We start from the raw sequence: 17,405 nt of genomic DNA, 5'->3' as shown, positions 1-17,405 counted from the left end.
TCGGCGGCAGCGAAGAAAACCTGACGGTGCATCAGAAAAGACCCGGGACGGTGAACCTCCTTGGAATTCGGGCTCTTTGTACAGGGATACGTGGGCAAGCGCGCCGAGACCGACCCGCTCGCCGAGCACAAGGCGCTGATGGAGGAGACCGAGTACGTCATCCAGGCGGACAGGTCCGGGTTCAAGTACGCCTGGGCGTCCGAGCACCACTTCCTGGAGGAGTACTCCCACCTCTCCGCCAACGACGTCTTCCTCGGCTACCTCGCCCACGCCACCGAGCGCATCCACCTCGGCTCCGGCATCTTCAACCCGCTCGCCCAGGTCAACCACCCGGTGAAGGTCGCCGAGAAGGTCGCCATGCTCGACCACCTCACCGAGAACCGCTTCGAGTTCGGCAGCGGACGCGGCGCGGGCAGCCACGAGATCCTCGGCTTCCTCCCGGGGATCACCGACATGAACTACACCAAGGAGATCTGGGAAGAGACCATCGCCGAGTTCCCCAAGATGTGGCTCCAGGACGAGTACGCCGGCTTCCAGGGCAAGCACTGGTCGCTGCCGCCGCGGAAGGTCCTGCCGAAGCCGTACGGCAGGTCGCACCCGGCGATGTGGTACGCGGCCGGGTCGCCGCCCTCGTATGCGATGGCCGCCCGCAAGGGGCTCGGCGTGCTCGGCTTCAGCGTGCAGAAGGTCTCCGACATGGAGTGGGTGCTGGAGCAGTACAAGACCGCGGTCGTCGAGGCCGAGCCGATCGGGGACTTCGTCAACGACAACGTGATGGTGACGACCACCGCGATCTGCGCGCCGACGCACGAGGAGGCGATACGGATCGCGGCGAACGGTGGGTTGCATTACCTGCCGTCGTTGGTGTTCCGGTACCACGACACCTTCCCGCGTCCCGAGGGCTTCCCGGTGTGGCCGGAGACGCTCCCCGAGTACACGGAGGAGTTCGTCGAAGTGCTCATCGAGGAGGAGCTGTTGGTCTGCGGTGATCCCGACGAGGTGCTGCGGCAGTGCAAGCGGTGGGAGCAGGCCGGGGCCGATCAGTTGAGTTTCGGGCTGCCGGTGGGGGTGCCGAAGGAGGAGACGTTGCAGACGATTCGGCTGATCGGGGAGCACGTGATTCCGAAGATCGACACGGATCCGGTTCATCGGACAACGCGGTTCCGCGGGGCGGTCTGAGGTTCTACGGCGGCTGAGGGTTCGTCTGTGGCTGGTCGCGCCCACGCGGCGGAGCCGCATATCGATACAGCCCCGCGCCCCTGGAGGGCGTTGATCGCACCGGAGTTGAGGAGGCTAGCGCCATGCTCGATCACGTCATCAAAGGCGCGACCGTCGTCGATGGGACGGGCGCGCCCGGGTACACCGCCGACGTCGGTATCCGCGACGGGCGTATCGCCGCCATCGGCAAGATCACCGAAGGTTCCCGTACCTCCGAGGACGCCACCGGGCTCGTCCTCGCCCCCGGCTTCGTCGACCCGCACACCCACTACGACGCCCAGCTGTTCTGGGACCCGTACGCCACCCCCTCCCTCAACCACGGGGTGACCACGGCTGCTGCCGGCAACTGCGGGTTCACCCTTGCCCCGCTCAACCCCGACCGCCCCGAGGACGCCGACTACACCCGCCGCATGATGTCCAAGGTCGAGGGCATGTCGCTGGTGGCGCTGGAGGAAGGGGCGCCGTGGAGTTGGCACACCTTCGGTGAGTATCTGGATGCCCTGGAGGGACGGATCGCGGTCAACGCCGGGTTCATGGTGGGGCATTGTGCGCTGCGGCGGTACGTGATGGGGCCGGAGGCAGTCGGGGGGCAGCCGAGTGAGGAGCAGCTCGCGGCGATGCTCCGGCTGTTCCACGAGGCGATGGACGCGGGGGCGTGGGGCCTGTCCACCACCCAGTCGTCCACCCACTCCGACGGCGACGGGAAACCGGTCGCCTCCCGGCATGCGCAGCCCGCCGAGCTGCTGGCCCTGTCCCGGGCGGTCGGCGAGCACGAGGGCACGCAGATCGAGGCGATCGTCGCGGGCTGCCTGGACCAGTTCAGCGACGCCGAGATCGATCTGTTCGTGGAGATGAGCGCGGCGGCGGGCCGGCCGCTGAACTGGAACGTCCTGACCATCGACGCGGCCGTCCCCGAGCGCGTGCCCCGCCAGCTGCTCGCCAGTGAACGGGCGCGCAAGGCGGGCGGCCGGGTGGTGGCGCTCACCATGCCGATCCTCACGCCGATGAACATGTCCCTCGGCACGTTCTGCGCGCTGAACCTCATCCCCGGCTGGGGCCCGGTGCTGGGCCTGCCCGTGCCCGAGCGGATCGCGAAGCTGAAGGATCCCGCCGTGCGGGCCGGGATGTTGAAGCGGGCGGATTCCAAGGAAGCCGGTGTCTTCCGGCGGCTGGCGGACTTCGGGCGGTACGTCATCGGCGACACGTACAGCGAGGCGAACGCCGGGCTGACCGGCCGGGTCGTCCGGGACATCGCCGCGGAACGCGGCCAGGACCCCTTCGCCTGCCTGGTCGACATCTGCGCGAACGACGACCTCCGTACGGTCCTGTGGCCCATGCCCCCCGACAACGACCCGGCGTCCTGGGCGCTGCGGGCCGAGACCTGGCAGCACGAGGACGTCCTGCTGGGCGGCTCCGACGCGGGCGCCCATCTGGACCGGATGTGCGGGGCGCCGTACACCACCCGGTTCATCGGGGACTGTCTGCGCGGGCGGAAGCTCGTCGGGCTCGAGCAGGCGGTGAAGATGCTGACGGACGACCCGGCGCGGCTGTTCGGCCTGCGGGAGCGGGGCCGGGTGGCGGAGGGCTGGCATGCGGACCTCGTCCTCTTCGACCCGGAGCGCATCGACGCCGGTACGGCCACCCTGGTGCACGACCTGCCGGGAGACAGCCCGCGCCTGGACTCCAGGGCGCTCGGTGTACGGGCCGTCTGGGTCAACGGGGTCGAGGCGATCCGGGACGACGTGGTGAGCGGGGCGGTACCGGGGCGGGTGCTGCGCTCGGGGCGGGACACGCGGACGGTGAGCACGAGGTGAGCCAGCGGCTGTTCGTCGGCGGGGAGTGGGTCGAGCCCGAGGACTGTTACGCGGTCGTCGACCCCGCGACGGAGGAGACCGTCGGCTGGGCGCCGGAGGCCTCGCGGGATCAGGTGCACGCGGCCTGCGCCGCGGCCCGCGAGGCCTTCGGGCCCTGGTCGCGCACCCCCGCGGAGGAGCGGGCGGCGGTCCTGGCGCGGGCCGCGGACATCATCCGGAGCCGTCTGGTGCCGTATGCCGAGCTGGCCCAGGCCGAGACCGGGGCGACGACGGGGACGGCCCGCGGCATGCAGGTGGGCGTGGGTGCGGCCCGCTTCCGTCGGTACGCGCGCGTGGAGCCGGCGGAGTGGGCGATCCCGCCGCAGATCAACGAGGCCGGGCCGATGGGGAAGGCCGGCGTGATGGGCGCGCTGGCGGTACGGCAGCCGGTCGGGGTCGTCACCTGCATCACCTCGTACAACAACCCCTGGGCGAACCCGGCGGGCAAGGTCGCCCCGGCGCTGGCGATGGGCAACACGGTGGTGGTGAAACCGGCGCCGCAGGATCCGTTGTCGGTGTACCGGATGGCGGAGGCGCTGGCGGAGGCGGGTGTGCCGCGCGGGGTCGTGAACGTCGTCTCGGGACGGTCGGTGGAGGTCGGGGAGGCCGCCGTCGCGTCGGGCGATGTGGACATGGTGAGCTTCACCGGCTCGACGGCCGTCGGGCAGCGCATCGCCGAGGTGTGCGGGCGGTCCATGAAACGGCAGTTGATGGAGCTGGGCGGAAAGGGAGCGGCGGTCGTCTTCGACGATGCGGACCTCGGCTCGGCGGTGTCCGGGATCGGCACGACGTTCTCCTTCTACAGCGGCCAGATCTGCACGGCGCCGACGCGGGTGCTGGCGCAGCGCGGGGTGTACGACCGTCTGGTCGAGCAACTGGCGGCGTACGCGGGCCGGTTGAAGGTCGGCGATCCGCGTGACCCGGCCACGGTCGTCGGGCCGGTGATCTCGGCGGAGCACCGGGAGCGGGTGGAGTCGTACGTCGAACTGGGCCGGAAGGAGGGCGCGGTGGTGGTGACGGGCGGTGAACGTCCCGCACGCGACCGGGGCTTCTACGTGGCACCGACCCTGCTCGCCGACTGCACGAACGACATGCGGGTGGCCCGGGAGGAGATCTTCGGCCCGGTGGTCGTCGTGATTCCCTTCGACGAGGAGGACGAGGGGGTGGCCCTGGCGAACGACAGCGACTACGGCCTGATCGACTACGTGTGGTCGGGAGACGTGGCCCGCGCCTTCCGCGTCGCCCGCCGCCTGCGGGCCGGCGGAGTCGGTGTGAACACCGTCGGCCGCAACATGGAGGCCCCGTTCGGCGGCTTCAAGAAGAGCGGCGTCGGCCGGGACGTCGGCTCGTACGCGCTGCACGCGTACAGCGAGGTGCAGGCGATCGTGTGGCCGGGGTGAGGGTCAGCGACGGCCGCCGTCCGCCAGATCCACCCGCACCGTGAGCAGTTGCGTCCCGATGGCCCGGACCGCCGTGCTGTTGAGGCGCGGCAGGCTGCGCAGCCGGGCGACGGGGTCGTCGTCGGGGAGGAGGTGAGCCGTTCCCTCGTACCATCGCCCCCTGATCCGCACCCGGACCCGCGGGTCGACCCGGATGTTGCGGACGTACTGGGACCGCTCGCCGAACTCCGACACCAGCCAGAAGGAGTCACCGACGCGGCGCCCGCCCACCGGTATGCGGCGGGGGAGGCCGGAGGTGCGGCCGGTGGTCTCCAGTACCGCGTGGAGGGGGAGACGGCGCATCAGCGGATTGGCGAGGCGGCGCTGGACGGTCGTGGCGGCGCGGAATCTGAGGTCGGCGAGACGGGGCATGATCCGTGCGGCTCCTGTGTCGTAGCCGGGGTGGTTGTTGATTCAATGGTCCCTCGGACGCGGTGCGACGAGGGCGGTGGCCATGCGGGTCGTGACCTGGAATCTATGGTGGCGGTTCGGCCCCTGGGCAGAACGGCAGAAGGCGATCCTCGCCACACTCGGGGAACTGCGCCCCGATGCCGTCGGCCTCCAGGAGGTGTGGGACGCGGACGGCGAGAACCTCGCCGAGTGGCTCGCCGGGGAACTCGGCCTGCACTGCGCCTGGGCCCCGTCGCACGCCCCGGAGCGCTGGCAGCGCCGGATCGGTGACGAGCGCGTCGGCATCGGCAACGCCGTCCTCAGCCGCTGGCCCGTCACCGAGCAGGACGTCCTCCCGCTCCCCGCCCCGGCGGACGTCGACGACGGCCGGCTCGCCCTGTACGCCCGGCTGGCCACCCCCGCCTATGAGGTGCCCTTCTTCACCACCCACCTCACCTCCGCCCTGCACGCCTCGGCCACCCGCTGCCGACAGGTCACCGCACTCGCCGAGTTCGTCGCCGAACACCGCGGCGGCACGCCGTTCCCGCCGGTCGTCACCGGAGACTTCAACGCCTGGCCGGACTCCGACGAGATCCGCCTCTTCGGCGGCTACAAGACGGCGCCGGCCGTCCCCCGCCAGGCCCTCATCGACGCCTGGGAGTACGCCGACCCGGCCGCCCCGTCGGCCACCTGGGACCCGGCGAACCCGTATGTCGGGCGGCGGGATCCGGCGGTCCGGATCGACTACATCCACATCGGCCCGCCCGGCCCGGACGGACTCGGCCATGTGCAGGGCATCCGGCGGGCCGGCGACGCGCCGGTCGACGGCGTCTGGCCCTCCGACCACGCGGCCGTCGTCGCCGACCTGGCGGATACGGCTGCTTGGTAGGCGAGACCGGCAGCCCCGGGCGTGCCGGTGTGCAAGCGATGTGGGAGGTGTGTGATCCACCGATGTGCCTGCCTGCCGCCCGTGTTAGCGTCTCGCCCGCATGATCGTATTCAGGGCCCACTGCGGTAAGCCGTGCCGCGGGGGACGGGGGAACGGGGGAACGGCGATGGCTGGGGCCGTGCGGTGACGGAGTCCACGACCGACCGTCGTAGCCGGTTGACGGGCTTGTGCGAGAGCATCCCGAAGGCCGGAAGCAAGAACGATCTGCTGGACCTCATCGACCAGGCGCTCGGCGTGTCTCCGCCAGAGGGCGACCCGGTGACGCTGGAGTCGCTGGGCAAGCGGTACCGCGAGCAGCTGGACGAGGTCGGTGCCCTGTGCGAACGGGTCGACAAGGTGTCCCGCAAGGGTCTGCCGGACGTCTGGGCCGGCGACACGAGCGTCCTGGCCTCGGATGCGGTGAGTGCCGCGTCGCGTGCGGTGATGGAGATGGCGGAGGCGTTCCAGGGCGGCGCGAGGGCGCTGCTCACACTGGCCGACACGATCAAGGACGCGCAGCAGCAGGACGCCGACGGGCGTACCAAGCTGAACGACGCGAAGGCCCAACTCGGCAGCCGGGACGGCTTCTTCGACGACTGGCACGAGGACGACGAGGAGGAGTGGGACCGGCTGACGGCCCGCCACTTCGCCGCCGACGGCGTCGACCTGATGCACAAGGCCGCGGTCGCCGCCGACGACGCGGCGCGTGCCGCCGCCCGCGAGCTCAACAAGTGGGCCGCCGAGGCGCGTACCGGGAAGATGCGCACCGACGAACTGTCCGCGGTGGACCGGCTGATGCTGGCCGACACGAGCAACGTGGTCGGCGAGGCCGAGTTCAACGAGATCCTCACGGCCAACGACCTGGAACGCTCCGGCCGCGCCATGGAACGCCTCTCGCCCGCCGAACGGGCCCGCATGGAGCAGCTGTTGGCGGACGCCGCGTCCCCGCAGGAGAAGGCGTACCTGATGAAGTCCCTGGCCGCGGGCCACACCATCAAGGACATCGAGGGGTTCGCCGGGAAGATCCACGGCAAGGACCCGGTGTGGCTGCACCAGCACCTGTCGCCGATCAGCACGCAGGGCGACAGCCTGGTCGACGAGGGCCTGAACGACAACGGCTCCAACCGCAACACCGACAACCAGATGTTCGGCGCCCAGGGGTGGACCCAGGGCGGCGACGGTTCGGAGGGCACCTGTGTGGCCTCCTCCACCATCACCGCCCGCGCCATGACCGACCCGATCTACGCCCTCGAACTCACCGGCGGGCCCAGCGGCCAGGAGAACGACCCCGAAGCCTTCCGGCGGCGTCTGGTGGACGAACAGCACCGGGTGCACGAGGAGGGCGACGGCGGCGACGACTGGAACGGTATGGACCTCGACGGCAAGAGCGAGGTCGTCAACAAGGAGATCAGCCCCAACACCGGCAGCTCCTACGAGCTCCGGGAGGTCCGCGATGCCGACGCGCGGCGCGAGATCCTGCCGGACATCGAGAAGGCGGTGGCCGAGGGCAAACCGGTACCCATCGGCGTCGAGGGCCACGACGAGAACGGCGACCGGTCCGGCCACGCGATGATGATCATCGGCCAGGAGGGCGACATGCTCCAGATCTACAACCCCTGGGGCACGACCACCTGGGTCAGCGAGGAGGACTTCGTCAACGGCGGCATGGCGAAGGCGAGCGACAACGACCTGCCCGACGCATATGCCGTCCACGTACCCCAGGACTGACCATGAGCACTCGCACACTTCTCCTCGGCGCGGCCACGCTGGCCGCCCTGTTCACCGTCACCGGCTGCGGCAGCCCGGAGGGCGGCGGCGCCGCCCACGGTCCCGAGGACCGGGCCATCACCGTGCAGGAGGGGGAGGAGTTCTCCCTCACTCTCCCGGCCAGTCCGAGCCTGAACCAGCACTGGTACCTCACCGACCCCAGGCCGGACGCGTCCGTGCTGAAGTACCGCGGGGAGCGGGAGGACTGGGAGGGCAGCGACCTCGAAGGCGGCGGCGACGGCACCCAGTCCTTCGACTTCACCGCGCTGAAGAAGGGCAGGACGACGGTACGGCTGCTCTGGTGCCCGATGAACACCTGCCACGGCCCCTCCGACACGGGGACCGCGGTCCCCACCGACACCGGTCTGGCCGACCCGTACCCCACCGACACGGCATCACCGTCCCCCGCCGCGTCCCCCTCGCCCTCCTTCTCCCCGTATCCCACGGTCACCGGCACCCCGGACGCCAAGGCCGGCTTCTACGTCTTCACCGTCACGGTCCGCTGACCCGGACCGAAACGAGGCCCCCATGCCCCACACCCCCGCCACCCGCACCGACGACGAGATCCTCGCCGCCACCGACGTGCCCGTGCTGCTGCGCTACGGACTGACCCAGGACGCCTTCCGCACCGCCCTGTTCGGTGACGGCGCCATCGCGGCCGCCGTCACCCTCGACCGGCTCGGCGTCGTGCCGCGCTCGGTGGCGTACGTGGCGGAGATCGTCCGGTCCGGCGGTCTGGCGTACGCCGCGCAGTTGCCCGAGCCGCTCCCCTCCCGAGCCGCGTCCGCGCACCTGCGCGACTGGCTGGAGACCGCCGGGCAGGCCGTCACCACGCCGGAGGGCGAGGTGCGTGCCGCCCGCTGGCTGGACGCGGTCGCCGAACTGATCGGCCTGCGCCGCGGCGCTCGCGTCCGCCGGTAGCCGACCGGCTCCACTTCGGGGGGCGCATGCTAGCCTCCCGTCGGCCGATCGTTTGCAATGCCGTTTGCAGACGGTCGAGTTGAGAATGCCGACAGCACGGGGACGGGGGAGACGATGCCTGCTGGGCAGGGCTACCGGGTAGCCACCACGAAGATGTCCGGGCCGGCCGGGGAGCTGGATGGCTGTGGTGACGACGCGGAGAAGATCCGCAAGGCCGTCGCCCCCACGGTGTGCTACACGCAGGACGCCCTGGGCGGTGCCGCGTCCGCACCGGCCTTCAACGCTTTCGCGACGGCCTGGGAAGCCGAGGCCCGTACGCTGAGGGACGCCCTGCACGAGCTGGCGACCAAGGTCCACCTGGCCAAGGGGGCCTACGCGGGCAGCGATCAGCTCGTCCGGACGCAGGCGAACAGCGTCCGGACGCCGGACGGTGAGCTGACCACGATGCCGGCGTTCGCCGAGCGGCCCTCGGCCCTGTCCCAGTACTGAGGGGACATCGAGTGACCCGGTCCACAACGGGCCGTGCCGTCGCCGCCGCGGTCGCGCTTCTCGCCCTCACCGCGGGCTGCGGCGGTCCTGCCGAGTACGGCATCGACGAGCGCAGCATCACCGCCGAGCCCGGGGATCGCTTCACCCTCACCGTCGACGAGAACCCCTCCACCGGCGAGCGCTGGTATCTGGTCACGCCGAAGCCCGACGCCTCGGTGGTCCGCAGCCGCGGCGACGACTACCACGCCGACGACGACACCGGGAGCCTGGTCGGCTCCGGCGGCCGGCGGGTCTTCACCTTCGAGGCCACCGGCGCGGGCCGCACCCGTATCGTGCTGCTGCACTGCCCGGTTTACGCCTGCGACGGCGACCGCGCCTCCCCGGCCCCGGCCACGACCGCGCCCGTCTCCCGGCCGGCCGCCGAGCGGACGACGTACACCGTCACCGTGAAGTGAGCGAACCGAGGAAGACCGGGTTCGTGAACGCCGCCGGCGGCCCCGGCAGCGGCCCCAGTGCCGCCTCGTGCCGTAGCTCCGCCCGTACGTAAGCCGCGTAAGAAGGCGTCGTACGCCACTCCACGACGCCCGAACCGGTCACCGGCAGCGGCGCACTCGTGTGCAGCACCCCCTGGTCGGTGACGAACCGGACGGTGCAGCGCGGGGCGCCGCTGACCTCCAGGCGGACGGTCACCGGTGTCTCCCGGTCCACCTCCAACCGCTCGCCGATGCCTGCGTGTTCGCCTCGCCCGCCGGAAGCCGTGAAGGACAGGACGACGTTCCTGGACTCGGCGACATACGAGCGGCCCGCGCGGATGCCCTCCTGGATCGCCTCCCGGGTGAGATCGTCGGCCAGCACCACCGTCTGCGGACGGCCGACGACATCCGGGTCCCGGTGGGCGTCGCTGTTGCCCATCGCCGGGATCCAGTCGCGCCCGTTCCGCACCGACGAGACCAGCATGCTGTCCCAGTCCGCCAGCGACATCTCGTCGTCGGGGGTCCACGGCCCGTTCCACACCTCGACGGCGTCCGCCTCGCCGAAGCCGAACTTCCAGTTGCAGCCGATGCAGGTGGCGTGCGGATGGGCCGGCACCACCAGGCCCCCGGCGCGGCGGATCTGGCGGGCGAAACGGCCGTAGCGGTGGTCGCGGGCCCGGTAACGCCAGTCGATGAAGGTGCCGGGCTCCGTGCCGAGGGCGACCACGTGACCGTTGCGGGTCGTGACCTCCTCGCCCAGCATGACCAGCAGGTCGTCGCCGGCCACGTCGGCCCAATGGGCGTGGGACGCATGCGTGTTGTGCTCGGAGGTGTTGATGAAGTCCAGGCCCGCCGCACGCGCGAGGGCCGCGATCTCCGCGGGGGTGCGACGGCCGTCGGAGTACCAGGAGTGCAGGTGGCAGTCGCCCCGGTACCAGTCCCGGCCCCGCCCCTTCGCCCGCTCCGGCGGGTAGACCACGTCCGGGGTCTCGCCCTGCTCGCCGTACGTCAGCGTGATCGTGATCTCGTACGTCAGCCCCTGCGGCGCCACCGTGTACGGGCCCAGTGCGATGTGCCAGGTGCCGGGGCGGACCGGCCCCGGGAGGTAGCCGGGCGTCGCCTCGTCCGCGCGGATGAAGAACTCCGTGCGGGCGCCTCCCGACCAGCCCCGGAAGCCCCGGCCGCCCAGCTCCGTACCGCGTTCGTCGAAGATGCCGATGTCGAGGGCGTTGCCCACGGTGCCGGCCGGGACGGAGGGCAGGTCGTAGGTGTACGCGACCTTGAGCTCCCGTACCCCCGAGGGGATGTCCAGCGGTACGTACACGAAGTCGGGCGAACCGGCCGGAAGGGTGCCCCGTACCGTCCGTGTCTCCTGGTCGCCGTCCGCGGCCTCGGCGCCGCTCGCGAAGGTCACGCCACCCAACGTAAGGGCGGCCGCCGCTCCCGTCACGACCAGCGCACGTCTGCCGATGCCACCGTGGTCCTCAGACATGCCCCCAGTTTCGGGGGCGCGCGTGAACTTCCGGGCACAGTAAGGGAATCGGGGGCTTACGGCGCCGCCCGCACATCGTCGCGCAAGGATCTGCCGACCGGTCGGTATGTACAGATGAGGCGTCCCCCGGTAGAGATGGGTCATGCGTATCGCCGTCACCATCTTCCTCACCGACGAGACCATCACCCCGACCCGGCTCGCCCGTGAGCTGGAGCAGCGGGGCTTCGCCGGGCTGTACCTGCCCGAGCACACCCACATCCCCGTCGAGCGGACCAGCCCGTACCCGCCGGGCGGCGAACTGCCGCCCGAGTACGGCCGCACCCTCGACCCCTTCGTCGCGCTCGGCCAGGCCGCCGCCGTCACCGAACGCCTCGGCCTCGGCACCGGCATCACGCTGGCCGCCCAGCACGACCCGATCGACCTGGCCAAGCAGATCGCCACCCTGGACCACCTCTCCGGCGGCCGCTTCACCCTCGGCCTCGGCTTCGGCTGGAACGTCGAGGAGGCCGCCGACCACGGCGTGGAATGGCGGACGCGGCGTGAGCTGGTCCGGGACCGGATGGCGCTGATGCGCGCGCTGTGGGCGGAGGAACCGACCGCGTACGAGGGCGAGTTCGGCAGCGTACGGGCCAGCTTCGCGTACCCCAAGCCGGTGCAGAAGCCGCGCGGGCCGGTCGTCGGGCCGCGCACGCTCATCGGCGGTGCCGCCGGGCCGAAGCTGTTCGCGCACATCTGCGAGTACGCCGACGGGTGGCTGCCCATCGGCGGGCGCGGCCTGTCCGAGTCGCTGCCCCTGCTGCGCGCCGCATGGGCCGACGCGGGCCGCGCCCCGGAGGCGTTGCAGGTCGTGCCGTACGCCGTCCACCCCACCCCGGGCAAGCTCGCGCACTACGCGGCGCTGGGCATCGAGGAGGTCGTCGTACAGCTGCCGCCGGCCGGGGAGGCGGAGGTGCTGCGGGCGCTGGACGGGTACGGCGGCTTCCTGGACTGACCGCCCGGACCTGATCACCTCGACCGTATGCTCGAAGGATGACGACTTCCGCGACCTCCGGAACCGGACCCACCGAGAACTCCCTGCGTCGCGCCCTCAAGCGCGCCCGGGACGGCGTCGCGCTCGATGTGACGGAATCTGCGGTTCTGCTACAAGCCCGCGGCGAGGCCCTCGAGGACCTCGCCGCGTCCGCCGCCCGGGTGCGGGACGCGGGCCTGGAGGCGGTCGGCCGCCCCGGCGTCATCACGTACTCGAAGAGCGTCTTCATCCCCCTCACCCGGCTGTGCCGGGACAAGTGCCACTACTGCACCTTCGTCACCGTGCCCGGCAAGCTGCGCCGGGCGGGACACGGGATGTTCATGTCCCCCGACGAGGTCCTCGACATCGCCCGGCGCGGCGCCGCGCTGGGCTGCAAAGAAGCGCTGATCACCCTCGGAGACAAGCCCGAGGACCGCTGGCCGGAGGCGCGCGAATGGCTCGACGCGCACGGCTACGACGACACCATCGCCTACGTCCGCGCCATCTCCATCCGCATCCTGGAGGAGACGGGCCTGCTGCCCCACCTCAACCCCGGGGTCATGACCTGGACCGACTTCCAGCGGCTGAAGCCGGTGGCGCCGTCCATGGGCATGATGCTGGAGACGACCGCCGAGCGCCTCTGGTCCGAGCCCGGCGGCCCGCACCACGGCTCCCCGGACAAGGAACCCGCCGTACGCCTGCGCGTCCTGGAGGACGCCGGGCGTTCCTCCGTCCCCTTCACGTCCGGGCTCCTCATCGGGATCGGCGAGACGTACGAGGAACGCGCCGAGTCCCTCTTCGCGCTGCGCCGCGTTTCCCGCTCGTACCACGGCATCCAGGAACTGATCATCCAGAACTTCCGCGCCAAGCCGGACACCGCGATGCGCGGCATGCCGGACGCGGAGCTGGACGAGCTGGTCGCCACGGTGGCGGTCGCCCGGCACATCATGGGCCCGTCGGCCTGCCTCCAGGCCCCGCCGAACCTCGTGGACGCCGAGTACGAGCGTCTGATCGGCGCCGGCATCGACGACTGGGGCGGGGTGTCGCCGCTGACGATCGACCACGTCAACCCCGAACGCCCCTGGCCGCAGATCGAGGAACTCGCCGAGAGGTCCCGAGCGGCCGGCTTCGAGCTGCGGGAACGTCTGTGCGTGTACCCGGAGTTCGTCACGCGCGGCGAACCCTGGCTGGACCCACGACTGCTGCCGCACGTCCGCGCCCTGGCGGACCCGGAGACCGGCCTCGCCCGCCCGGACGCGGTGGTGGAGGGCCACCCGTGGCAGGAGCCGGAGGAGGCCTTCCAGCCGTCGGGCCGTACGGACCTCCACACCACGATCGACACCGAGGGCCGTACCGGCGACCGCCGGGAGGACTTCGACGTCGTCTACGGCGACTGGGAGGCCCTGCGCGAGGCGGCCGCCCCCGGTATGGCACCGGAGCGCATCGACACGGATGTGCGTGCGGCGCTGCGGGTGGCGGCCGACGACCCGACCCGGCTGACCGACGAGGAGGCGCTGGCGCTGCTGCACGCGGACGGCCCGGCGCTGGACGCGCTGTGCGCGGTGGCGGACGACGTCCGTAAGTCGGCGGTCGGTGACGACGTCACGTACATCGTCACGCGGAACATCAACTTCACCAATGTCTGCTACACGGGCTGCCGCTTCTGCGCCTTCGCCCAGCGCCGCACGGACGCCGACGCGTACACGCTGTCGCTGGACCAGGTCGCCGACCGGGCTCAACAGGCCTGGGACGTGGGCGCGGTCGAGGTCTGCATGCAGGGCGGCATCCACCCGGACCTCCCAGGGACGGCGTACTTCGACATCGCACGGGCGGTGAAGTCCCGCGTCCCCGGCATGCACGTGCACGCCTTCTCCCCGATGGAGGTCGTGAACGGCGCGACGCGCACCGGCATGTCCATCCGCGAGTGGCTGGCAGCGGCGAAGGAGGCCGGCCTCGACTCCATCCCCGGGACGGCGGCGGAGATCCTCGACGACGAGGTCCGCTGGATCCTGACCAAGGGCAAGCTGCCCACGGCGACCTGGATCGAGGTGATCACGACGGCGCACGAGCTGGGCATCCGCTCGTCGTCGACGATGATGTACGGCCATGTCGACCAGCCCCGCCACTGGCTCGGCCACCTGCGCACCCTGTCCGGCATCCAGCAACGGACGGGCGGCTTCACGGAGTTCGTGACGCTCCCGTTCATCCACACCAACGCGCCGGTGTACCTGGCGGGCATCGCGCGCCCCGGCCCCTCCATGCGGGACAACCGCGCGGTGACGGCCATGGCCCGCCTGCTCCTCCACCCGCACATCCCCAACATCCAGACCAGCTGGGTGAAGCTGGGCACGGAGGGCGCGGCGGAGATGCTCCGCTCCGGCGCGAACGACCTCGGCGGCACGCTCATGGAGGAGACGATCTCGCGGATGGCGGGCTCCTCCTACGGCTCGTACAAGTCGGTGCGCGACCTGGTGGCCGTCGCCGAGGCGGCCGGCCGCCCGGCGAAGCCGCGGACGACGCTGTACGGCGAGGTGCCGGAGGAACGGCAGCGGGCGGCGGCGGCCTCGGACGGACACCTGCCGGAGCTGTTGCCGGTACTGGACTGAGGGATGGGGACTCGGCCCCTCGCAGTACGATGATCCGACCCCCGGCATCGGGGGTCGGAGACTGAGGAGATGCGTGCCCGTGCGTGCCCGACGGCTTCCCTCGTGGGCCTGGGTCACCGGCCTGACCGTGGGGGCGATAGCGGGGGTCGCGGTCCTGGCCGTCCAGGCCGAACAGGGACCCCGGCCCACGGCCACGGCGGCCCGGCCCGGCCCTTCGGCGTCCGCGAGCGCGCAGCCCTCGGCCGCGCCGACGGAATCCCAGCCCGCCGCGGTACCGGACGGTTCCGGCACCGGGCGGCGCATCGTCTACTCCCTCGGCGAGCGGCGCGTATGGCTGGTCGACGCGAGCGACAGCGCCCGCCGTACGTTCACCGTGTGGCCCGGCACGGTCGACCCGGACCCCGGCACGTACACGGTCGGGACGCGGACGGAGGCCACCACGGGCTCCGACGGCGTGGAGATCGAGCACGTCGTGTACTTCGCCGCCAAGTCCGGCGTCAACATCGCCTTCTCCGCCGCGGTGGACGGCTCATCGCCCCCACCGGCCGCGTCCGGCACCCAGACGGGCGGCATCCGCATGAAGTCGACCGACAGCTCGGCGCTGTGGACGTTCGGGACGGCGGGGACGATGGTGGCGGTGGTCGAGTAGCTCAGCGTTCTGCCGCGAACCTTCCCGTCATGCGGGTGGAACACGGCAGGCAGGGACCTCAAAGACGAGTTCGAGACCGTCCTCCTCATCCCACTGCTCTCCGACCTCAACGAAGCCGAAGCCCGCGATCGTGGCCAGGGATGCCACGTTGTCGGGGCTGATCGTCGCCCGCACGGTTGTGACTGCGGTTTCCGCTGCTGCCCGGCGAAGCAACTCGATCAGCGTGGATCGGGCGTATCCCTGGCGGCGGAAGCCGGGAGCGACGGAATAGCCGATCTCGACCATGCCGACCTCATCGGGCGGTCCGTGGAACCCGGCATGTCCGACGACGAGACCCTTGTCGCCGACGACCGCTTGCCGCACCATCCACCGCGCATGGCCGGGATCGGCGGCCATCTGGTCGAGCCGGAACCGCCACAGCCACCGTGCTCTGTCGGTCACGAAGTACTCGGTCAGCGAAACCCCGGCCATCCTGCCGGCTCCGGACAGGTCTCCATCCAGCAAAGCGGACATCACCCCGCCGGACAGCTCGACAAAACGGATACGTCTCGGGCTCCGCGTGAGCGGCCTCAGGTGATCGGCTTCATCTGTCACCTGCGCATGCTCACCGACTGACTCCAAGGCGTCCAGCGATTTCGAAGCGGTCCGGCAACCAGCCCGCGACATCATCCACCACCACAACCCCACCCGGTGAACGTCCCCGGTCACGGCACCAGGGGCATCTTCCGCGGACGGGGAGATTGCGCGGGTGGGAGACGCGTGTCGATCGGCGGCCATGGCCCCTTATCGGGACCGCCACCAGCTGTCAAGTCCCGAATTTCAGCGGCATGACGGGATTCGTCTGCCAGGGCTTACTTGAGGCATGGGCCACGGAGAGCAGCCGGCCCACCCGCATCGTCCGGAACGACCTTGGCGATGCGACGGTACGGGACATGTGTCCCGCCGGAGAAGGCCCGTGAACCGACAGGGCCGTTCGGCAACCCCCCGACCTTGCTCGCTGGAGGAGAATTCCCATGCCCCGCACCTCTCGGACGCAGCGCCTTCTGATGGCTACCGCCACGACCGCCATGGCCGCAGGAGGTGTGCTGATGCCCACCAGCGCGTTCGCCGCCCCGGCGACGCCGCACGCCGGCACCGTGACCACGGCTGCAGTCGACCACGGTGGCCACAGCGGTCACGACAAGCCCAAGAAGTACAAAAATTACAACAAGCACAACAAGAACAACAAGCAAAATCGCCACGGCGGCACCAAGTATGGTAATGGGAACGGCAATGGGAATGGCCCCGTCACCATCATCGTCATCGGGAACAACAACACCGTCAACGGCAACGGGAATGGTAATGGGAACGGCAACACTCTGACCTGATTTCTGCAGGCAGCATCGAGTTCACGGCCTGGCTGGGCGGCAACGCCCAGCCAGGCCGTTCGTATGTCCGCAGGAAGGCTGCAGGTGCGGGCCGTCGCACGCAGCCCTGCACCGTGAGCGGCCTTGCATTGCGAAGCGAGGTCGTTCATCCGAGAACCACACATACGTCCGCCTCGGGAATGTCGAGGTTTTTGATCATTTTCGAGAGCGCGCGAAAGAGGAAGGAAAATTCTCATGCACAGCAATATCCGGACGCGTCGTCTGGTTTTCGCCGCCCGCGCCGTCGCCCACGCCGCGGTCGCCGCCGTCGCCAAGGGCCACAGCGGTGACCGCGGCGGCACCGGAGCCCTCTCTCGTCCTGACACGCCGCCGTCGCCTGATCCGCGCAAGCACGTCCCTGGCTGGGCGCACGGGGGCGCGCCACAGGTGGGCGACGCCCGCGTCGGGCAATGCCGAGCGAACGTGCCGTCAGAAACCCCCGACACCTAGGAAATTGATGGGTACTCAGGACTCACTTGACCCCTGCCGTGGCCACCAGGACCCCGAACGGCCATGGGCGCCCGGCGGCAGTTCCTCGGGCTTTTACCCGACGCCTCCGACTCCGTCAAGTCCCGAGTCCTCGGAGCATGACGGCGCCTTGCCGGACAGGCCTAATTGAAGTGCGGGCCTCACCGAGAAGGAAATGAGACCGCACGGTGGGGCGGAAATCCTCGACGAGGATTCTCCCTCTCACCGAACCGCTGGTTATTCCAGCATGGCGGTCCCGGTCGGAAACCGATCCGTCGACCACCGCCCCGAATTCCC

The 17,405-nt window shown here is 70.8% G+C and carries 17 protein-coding genes; 14 read left to right on the top strand and 3 right to left on the bottom strand.

Features of this window, described 5'->3' with window-relative positions:
- The first annotated feature begins 60 nt into the window (after positions 1–60).
- From ACTWQJ_RS08695 to ACTWQJ_RS08685, 3 genes are all read left to right on the top strand, one after another.
- Positions 61–1,179 (top strand): LLM class flavin-dependent oxidoreductase, encoded by a 1,119-nt coding sequence (locus ACTWQJ_RS08695; RefSeq protein ID WP_443306043.1) that lies wholly within the window; start codon positions 61–63, stop codon positions 1,177–1,179.
- Positions 1,180–1,259: 80 nt separating this feature from the next.
- Complete coding sequence (locus ACTWQJ_RS08690; RefSeq protein WP_443306058.1) at positions 1,260–3,032, top strand: N-acyl-D-amino-acid deacylase family protein; 1,773 nt, start codon at positions 1,260–1,262, stop codon at positions 3,030–3,032.
- Positions 3,029–4,471, top strand: coding sequence for an aldehyde dehydrogenase family protein (locus ACTWQJ_RS08685; RefSeq protein WP_443306042.1), 1,443 nt, complete (start codon positions 3,029–3,031; stop codon positions 4,469–4,471). The genes ACTWQJ_RS08690 and ACTWQJ_RS08685 overlap by 4 nt, the downstream gene beginning before the upstream one ends.
- A 3-nt stretch (positions 4,472–4,474) precedes the next feature.
- Here the strand turns inward: ACTWQJ_RS08685 and ACTWQJ_RS08680 are convergent, their stop codons facing one another.
- Positions 4,475–4,882 carry a nitroreductase/quinone reductase family protein gene (locus tag ACTWQJ_RS08680; protein WP_443306041.1) on the bottom strand — a complete coding sequence of 136 codons (408 nt, stop codon included), beginning with the start codon at positions 4,880–4,882 and terminating at the stop codon, positions 4,475–4,477.
- A gap of 82 nt (positions 4,883–4,964) precedes the next feature.
- Here ACTWQJ_RS08680 and ACTWQJ_RS08675 point away from each other — a divergent pair, with 82 nt between their 5' ends.
- From ACTWQJ_RS08675 to ACTWQJ_RS08650, 6 genes are all read left to right on the top strand, one after another.
- The gene (locus ACTWQJ_RS08675) at positions 4,965–5,789 is read left to right on the top strand and encodes an endonuclease/exonuclease/phosphatase family protein (protein WP_443306040.1); all 825 of its coding nucleotides are present in this window, start codon (positions 4,965–4,967) and stop codon (positions 5,787–5,789) included.
- Positions 5,790–5,972: 183 nt separating this feature from the next.
- On the top strand, positions 5,973–7,556 hold the full coding sequence (locus ACTWQJ_RS08670; protein ID WP_443306039.1) for a peptidoglycan-binding protein: 1,584 nt from the start codon (positions 5,973–5,975) through the stop codon (positions 7,554–7,556).
- Between the two features lie 2 nt (positions 7,557–7,558).
- Entirely contained in the window at positions 7,559–8,101 is a 543-nt protein-coding gene (locus ACTWQJ_RS08665; RefSeq protein WP_443306038.1) for a protease inhibitor I42 family protein, read from the top strand.
- Between the two features lie 22 nt (positions 8,102–8,123).
- Positions 8,124–8,516 (top strand): hypothetical protein, encoded by a 393-nt coding sequence (locus ACTWQJ_RS08660; protein ID WP_443306037.1) that lies wholly within the window; start codon positions 8,124–8,126, stop codon positions 8,514–8,516.
- A 114-nt stretch (positions 8,517–8,630) separates the two neighbouring features.
- On the top strand, positions 8,631–9,005 hold the full coding sequence (locus ACTWQJ_RS08655) for a hypothetical protein (protein WP_443306036.1): 375 nt from the start codon (positions 8,631–8,633) through the stop codon (positions 9,003–9,005).
- A gap of 11 nt (positions 9,006–9,016) precedes the next feature.
- A complete protein-coding gene (locus ACTWQJ_RS08650; RefSeq protein ID WP_443306035.1) occupies positions 9,017–9,460 on the top strand; it encodes a protease inhibitor I42 family protein in 444 nt (147 codons plus the stop codon).
- On the opposite strand, the gene ACTWQJ_RS08645 is transcribed toward ACTWQJ_RS08650, so the two are convergent.
- On the bottom strand, positions 9,447–10,970 hold the full coding sequence (locus ACTWQJ_RS08645; RefSeq protein WP_443306034.1) for a CehA/McbA family metallohydrolase: 1,524 nt from the start codon (positions 10,968–10,970) through the stop codon (positions 9,447–9,449). The two genes, ACTWQJ_RS08650 and ACTWQJ_RS08645, sit on opposite strands and share 14 nt — an antisense overlap.
- Before the next feature lie 142 nt (positions 10,971–11,112).
- Here ACTWQJ_RS08645 and ACTWQJ_RS08640 point away from each other — a divergent pair, with 142 nt between their 5' ends.
- The 3 genes from ACTWQJ_RS08640 (at position 11,113) to ACTWQJ_RS08630 (ending at position 15,234) form a co-directional block, all read left to right on the top strand.
- On the top strand, positions 11,113–11,961 hold the full coding sequence (locus ACTWQJ_RS08640; RefSeq protein ID WP_443306033.1) for an LLM class F420-dependent oxidoreductase: 849 nt from the start codon (positions 11,113–11,115) through the stop codon (positions 11,959–11,961).
- A gap of 38 nt (positions 11,962–11,999) precedes the next feature.
- Complete coding sequence (locus ACTWQJ_RS08635) at positions 12,000–14,585, top strand: bifunctional FO biosynthesis protein CofGH (protein WP_443306032.1); 2,586 nt, start codon at positions 12,000–12,002, stop codon at positions 14,583–14,585.
- Positions 14,586–14,658: 73 nt separating this feature from the next.
- On the top strand, positions 14,659–15,234 hold the full coding sequence (locus ACTWQJ_RS08630; RefSeq protein WP_443306031.1) for a hypothetical protein: 576 nt from the start codon (positions 14,659–14,661) through the stop codon (positions 15,232–15,234).
- 27 nt (positions 15,235–15,261) lie between these two features.
- Here the strand turns inward: ACTWQJ_RS08630 and ACTWQJ_RS08625 are convergent, their stop codons facing one another.
- Complete coding sequence (locus tag ACTWQJ_RS08625; protein ID WP_443306057.1) at positions 15,262–15,747, bottom strand: GNAT family N-acetyltransferase; 486 nt, start codon at positions 15,745–15,747, stop codon at positions 15,262–15,264.
- A 500-nt stretch (positions 15,748–16,247) separates the two neighbouring features.
- On the opposite strand from ACTWQJ_RS08625, the gene ACTWQJ_RS08620 reads away from it, so the two are divergent.
- Positions 16,248–16,601: a hypothetical protein gene (locus ACTWQJ_RS08620; protein WP_443306030.1), complete on the top strand. Its 354-nt coding sequence runs from the start codon at positions 16,248–16,250 to the stop codon at positions 16,599–16,601.
- Positions 16,602–16,835: 234 nt separating this feature from the next.
- On the top strand, positions 16,836–17,090 hold the full coding sequence (locus tag ACTWQJ_RS08615; protein WP_443306029.1) for a hypothetical protein: 255 nt from the start codon (positions 16,836–16,838) through the stop codon (positions 17,088–17,090).
- Positions 17,091–17,405 lie beyond the last annotated feature (315 nt).

Origin of the sequence: Streptomyces sp. KR55, assembly GCF_052245645.1 — a bacterium.
GTDB lineage: Bacteria > Actinomycetota > Actinomycetes > Streptomycetales > Streptomycetaceae > Streptomyces > Streptomyces flavusporus.
This window is presented reverse-complemented; position numbering and strand designations above follow the sequence as displayed.

What these genes read in the sequence shown, in the direction of transcription:
- ACTWQJ_RS08680 (WP_443306041.1), bottom strand. Translation starts at nt 4,882, where the DNA reads ATGCCCCGTCTCGCCGACCTCAGATTCCGCGCCGCCACGACCGTCCAG.
- ACTWQJ_RS08675 (WP_443306040.1), top strand. Translation starts at nt 4,965, where the DNA reads ATGCGGGTCGTGACCTGGAATCTATGGTGGCGGTTCGGCCCCTGGGCA.
- ACTWQJ_RS08665 (WP_443306038.1), top strand. Translation starts at nt 7,559, where the DNA reads ATGAGCACTCGCACACTTCTCCTCGGCGCGGCCACGCTGGCCGCCCTG.
- ACTWQJ_RS08660 (WP_443306037.1), top strand. Translation starts at nt 8,124, where the DNA reads ATGCCCCACACCCCCGCCACCCGCACCGACGACGAGATCCTCGCCGCC.
- ACTWQJ_RS08655 (WP_443306036.1), top strand. Translation starts at nt 8,631, where the DNA reads ATGCCTGCTGGGCAGGGCTACCGGGTAGCCACCACGAAGATGTCCGGG.
- ACTWQJ_RS08645 (WP_443306034.1), bottom strand. Translation starts at nt 10,970, where the DNA reads ATGTCTGAGGACCACGGTGGCATCGGCAGACGTGCGCTGGTCGTGACG.
- ACTWQJ_RS08640 (WP_443306033.1), top strand. Translation starts at nt 11,113, where the DNA reads ATGCGTATCGCCGTCACCATCTTCCTCACCGACGAGACCATCACCCCG.
- ACTWQJ_RS08635 (WP_443306032.1), top strand. Translation starts at nt 12,000, where the DNA reads ATGACGACTTCCGCGACCTCCGGAACCGGACCCACCGAGAACTCCCTG.
- ACTWQJ_RS08625 (WP_443306057.1), bottom strand. Translation starts at nt 15,747, where the DNA reads ATGTCCGCTTTGCTGGATGGAGACCTGTCCGGAGCCGGCAGGATGGCC.
- ACTWQJ_RS08620 (WP_443306030.1), top strand. Translation starts at nt 16,248, where the DNA reads ATGCCCCGCACCTCTCGGACGCAGCGCCTTCTGATGGCTACCGCCACG.
- ACTWQJ_RS08615 (WP_443306029.1), top strand. Translation starts at nt 16,836, where the DNA reads ATGCACAGCAATATCCGGACGCGTCGTCTGGTTTTCGCCGCCCGCGCC.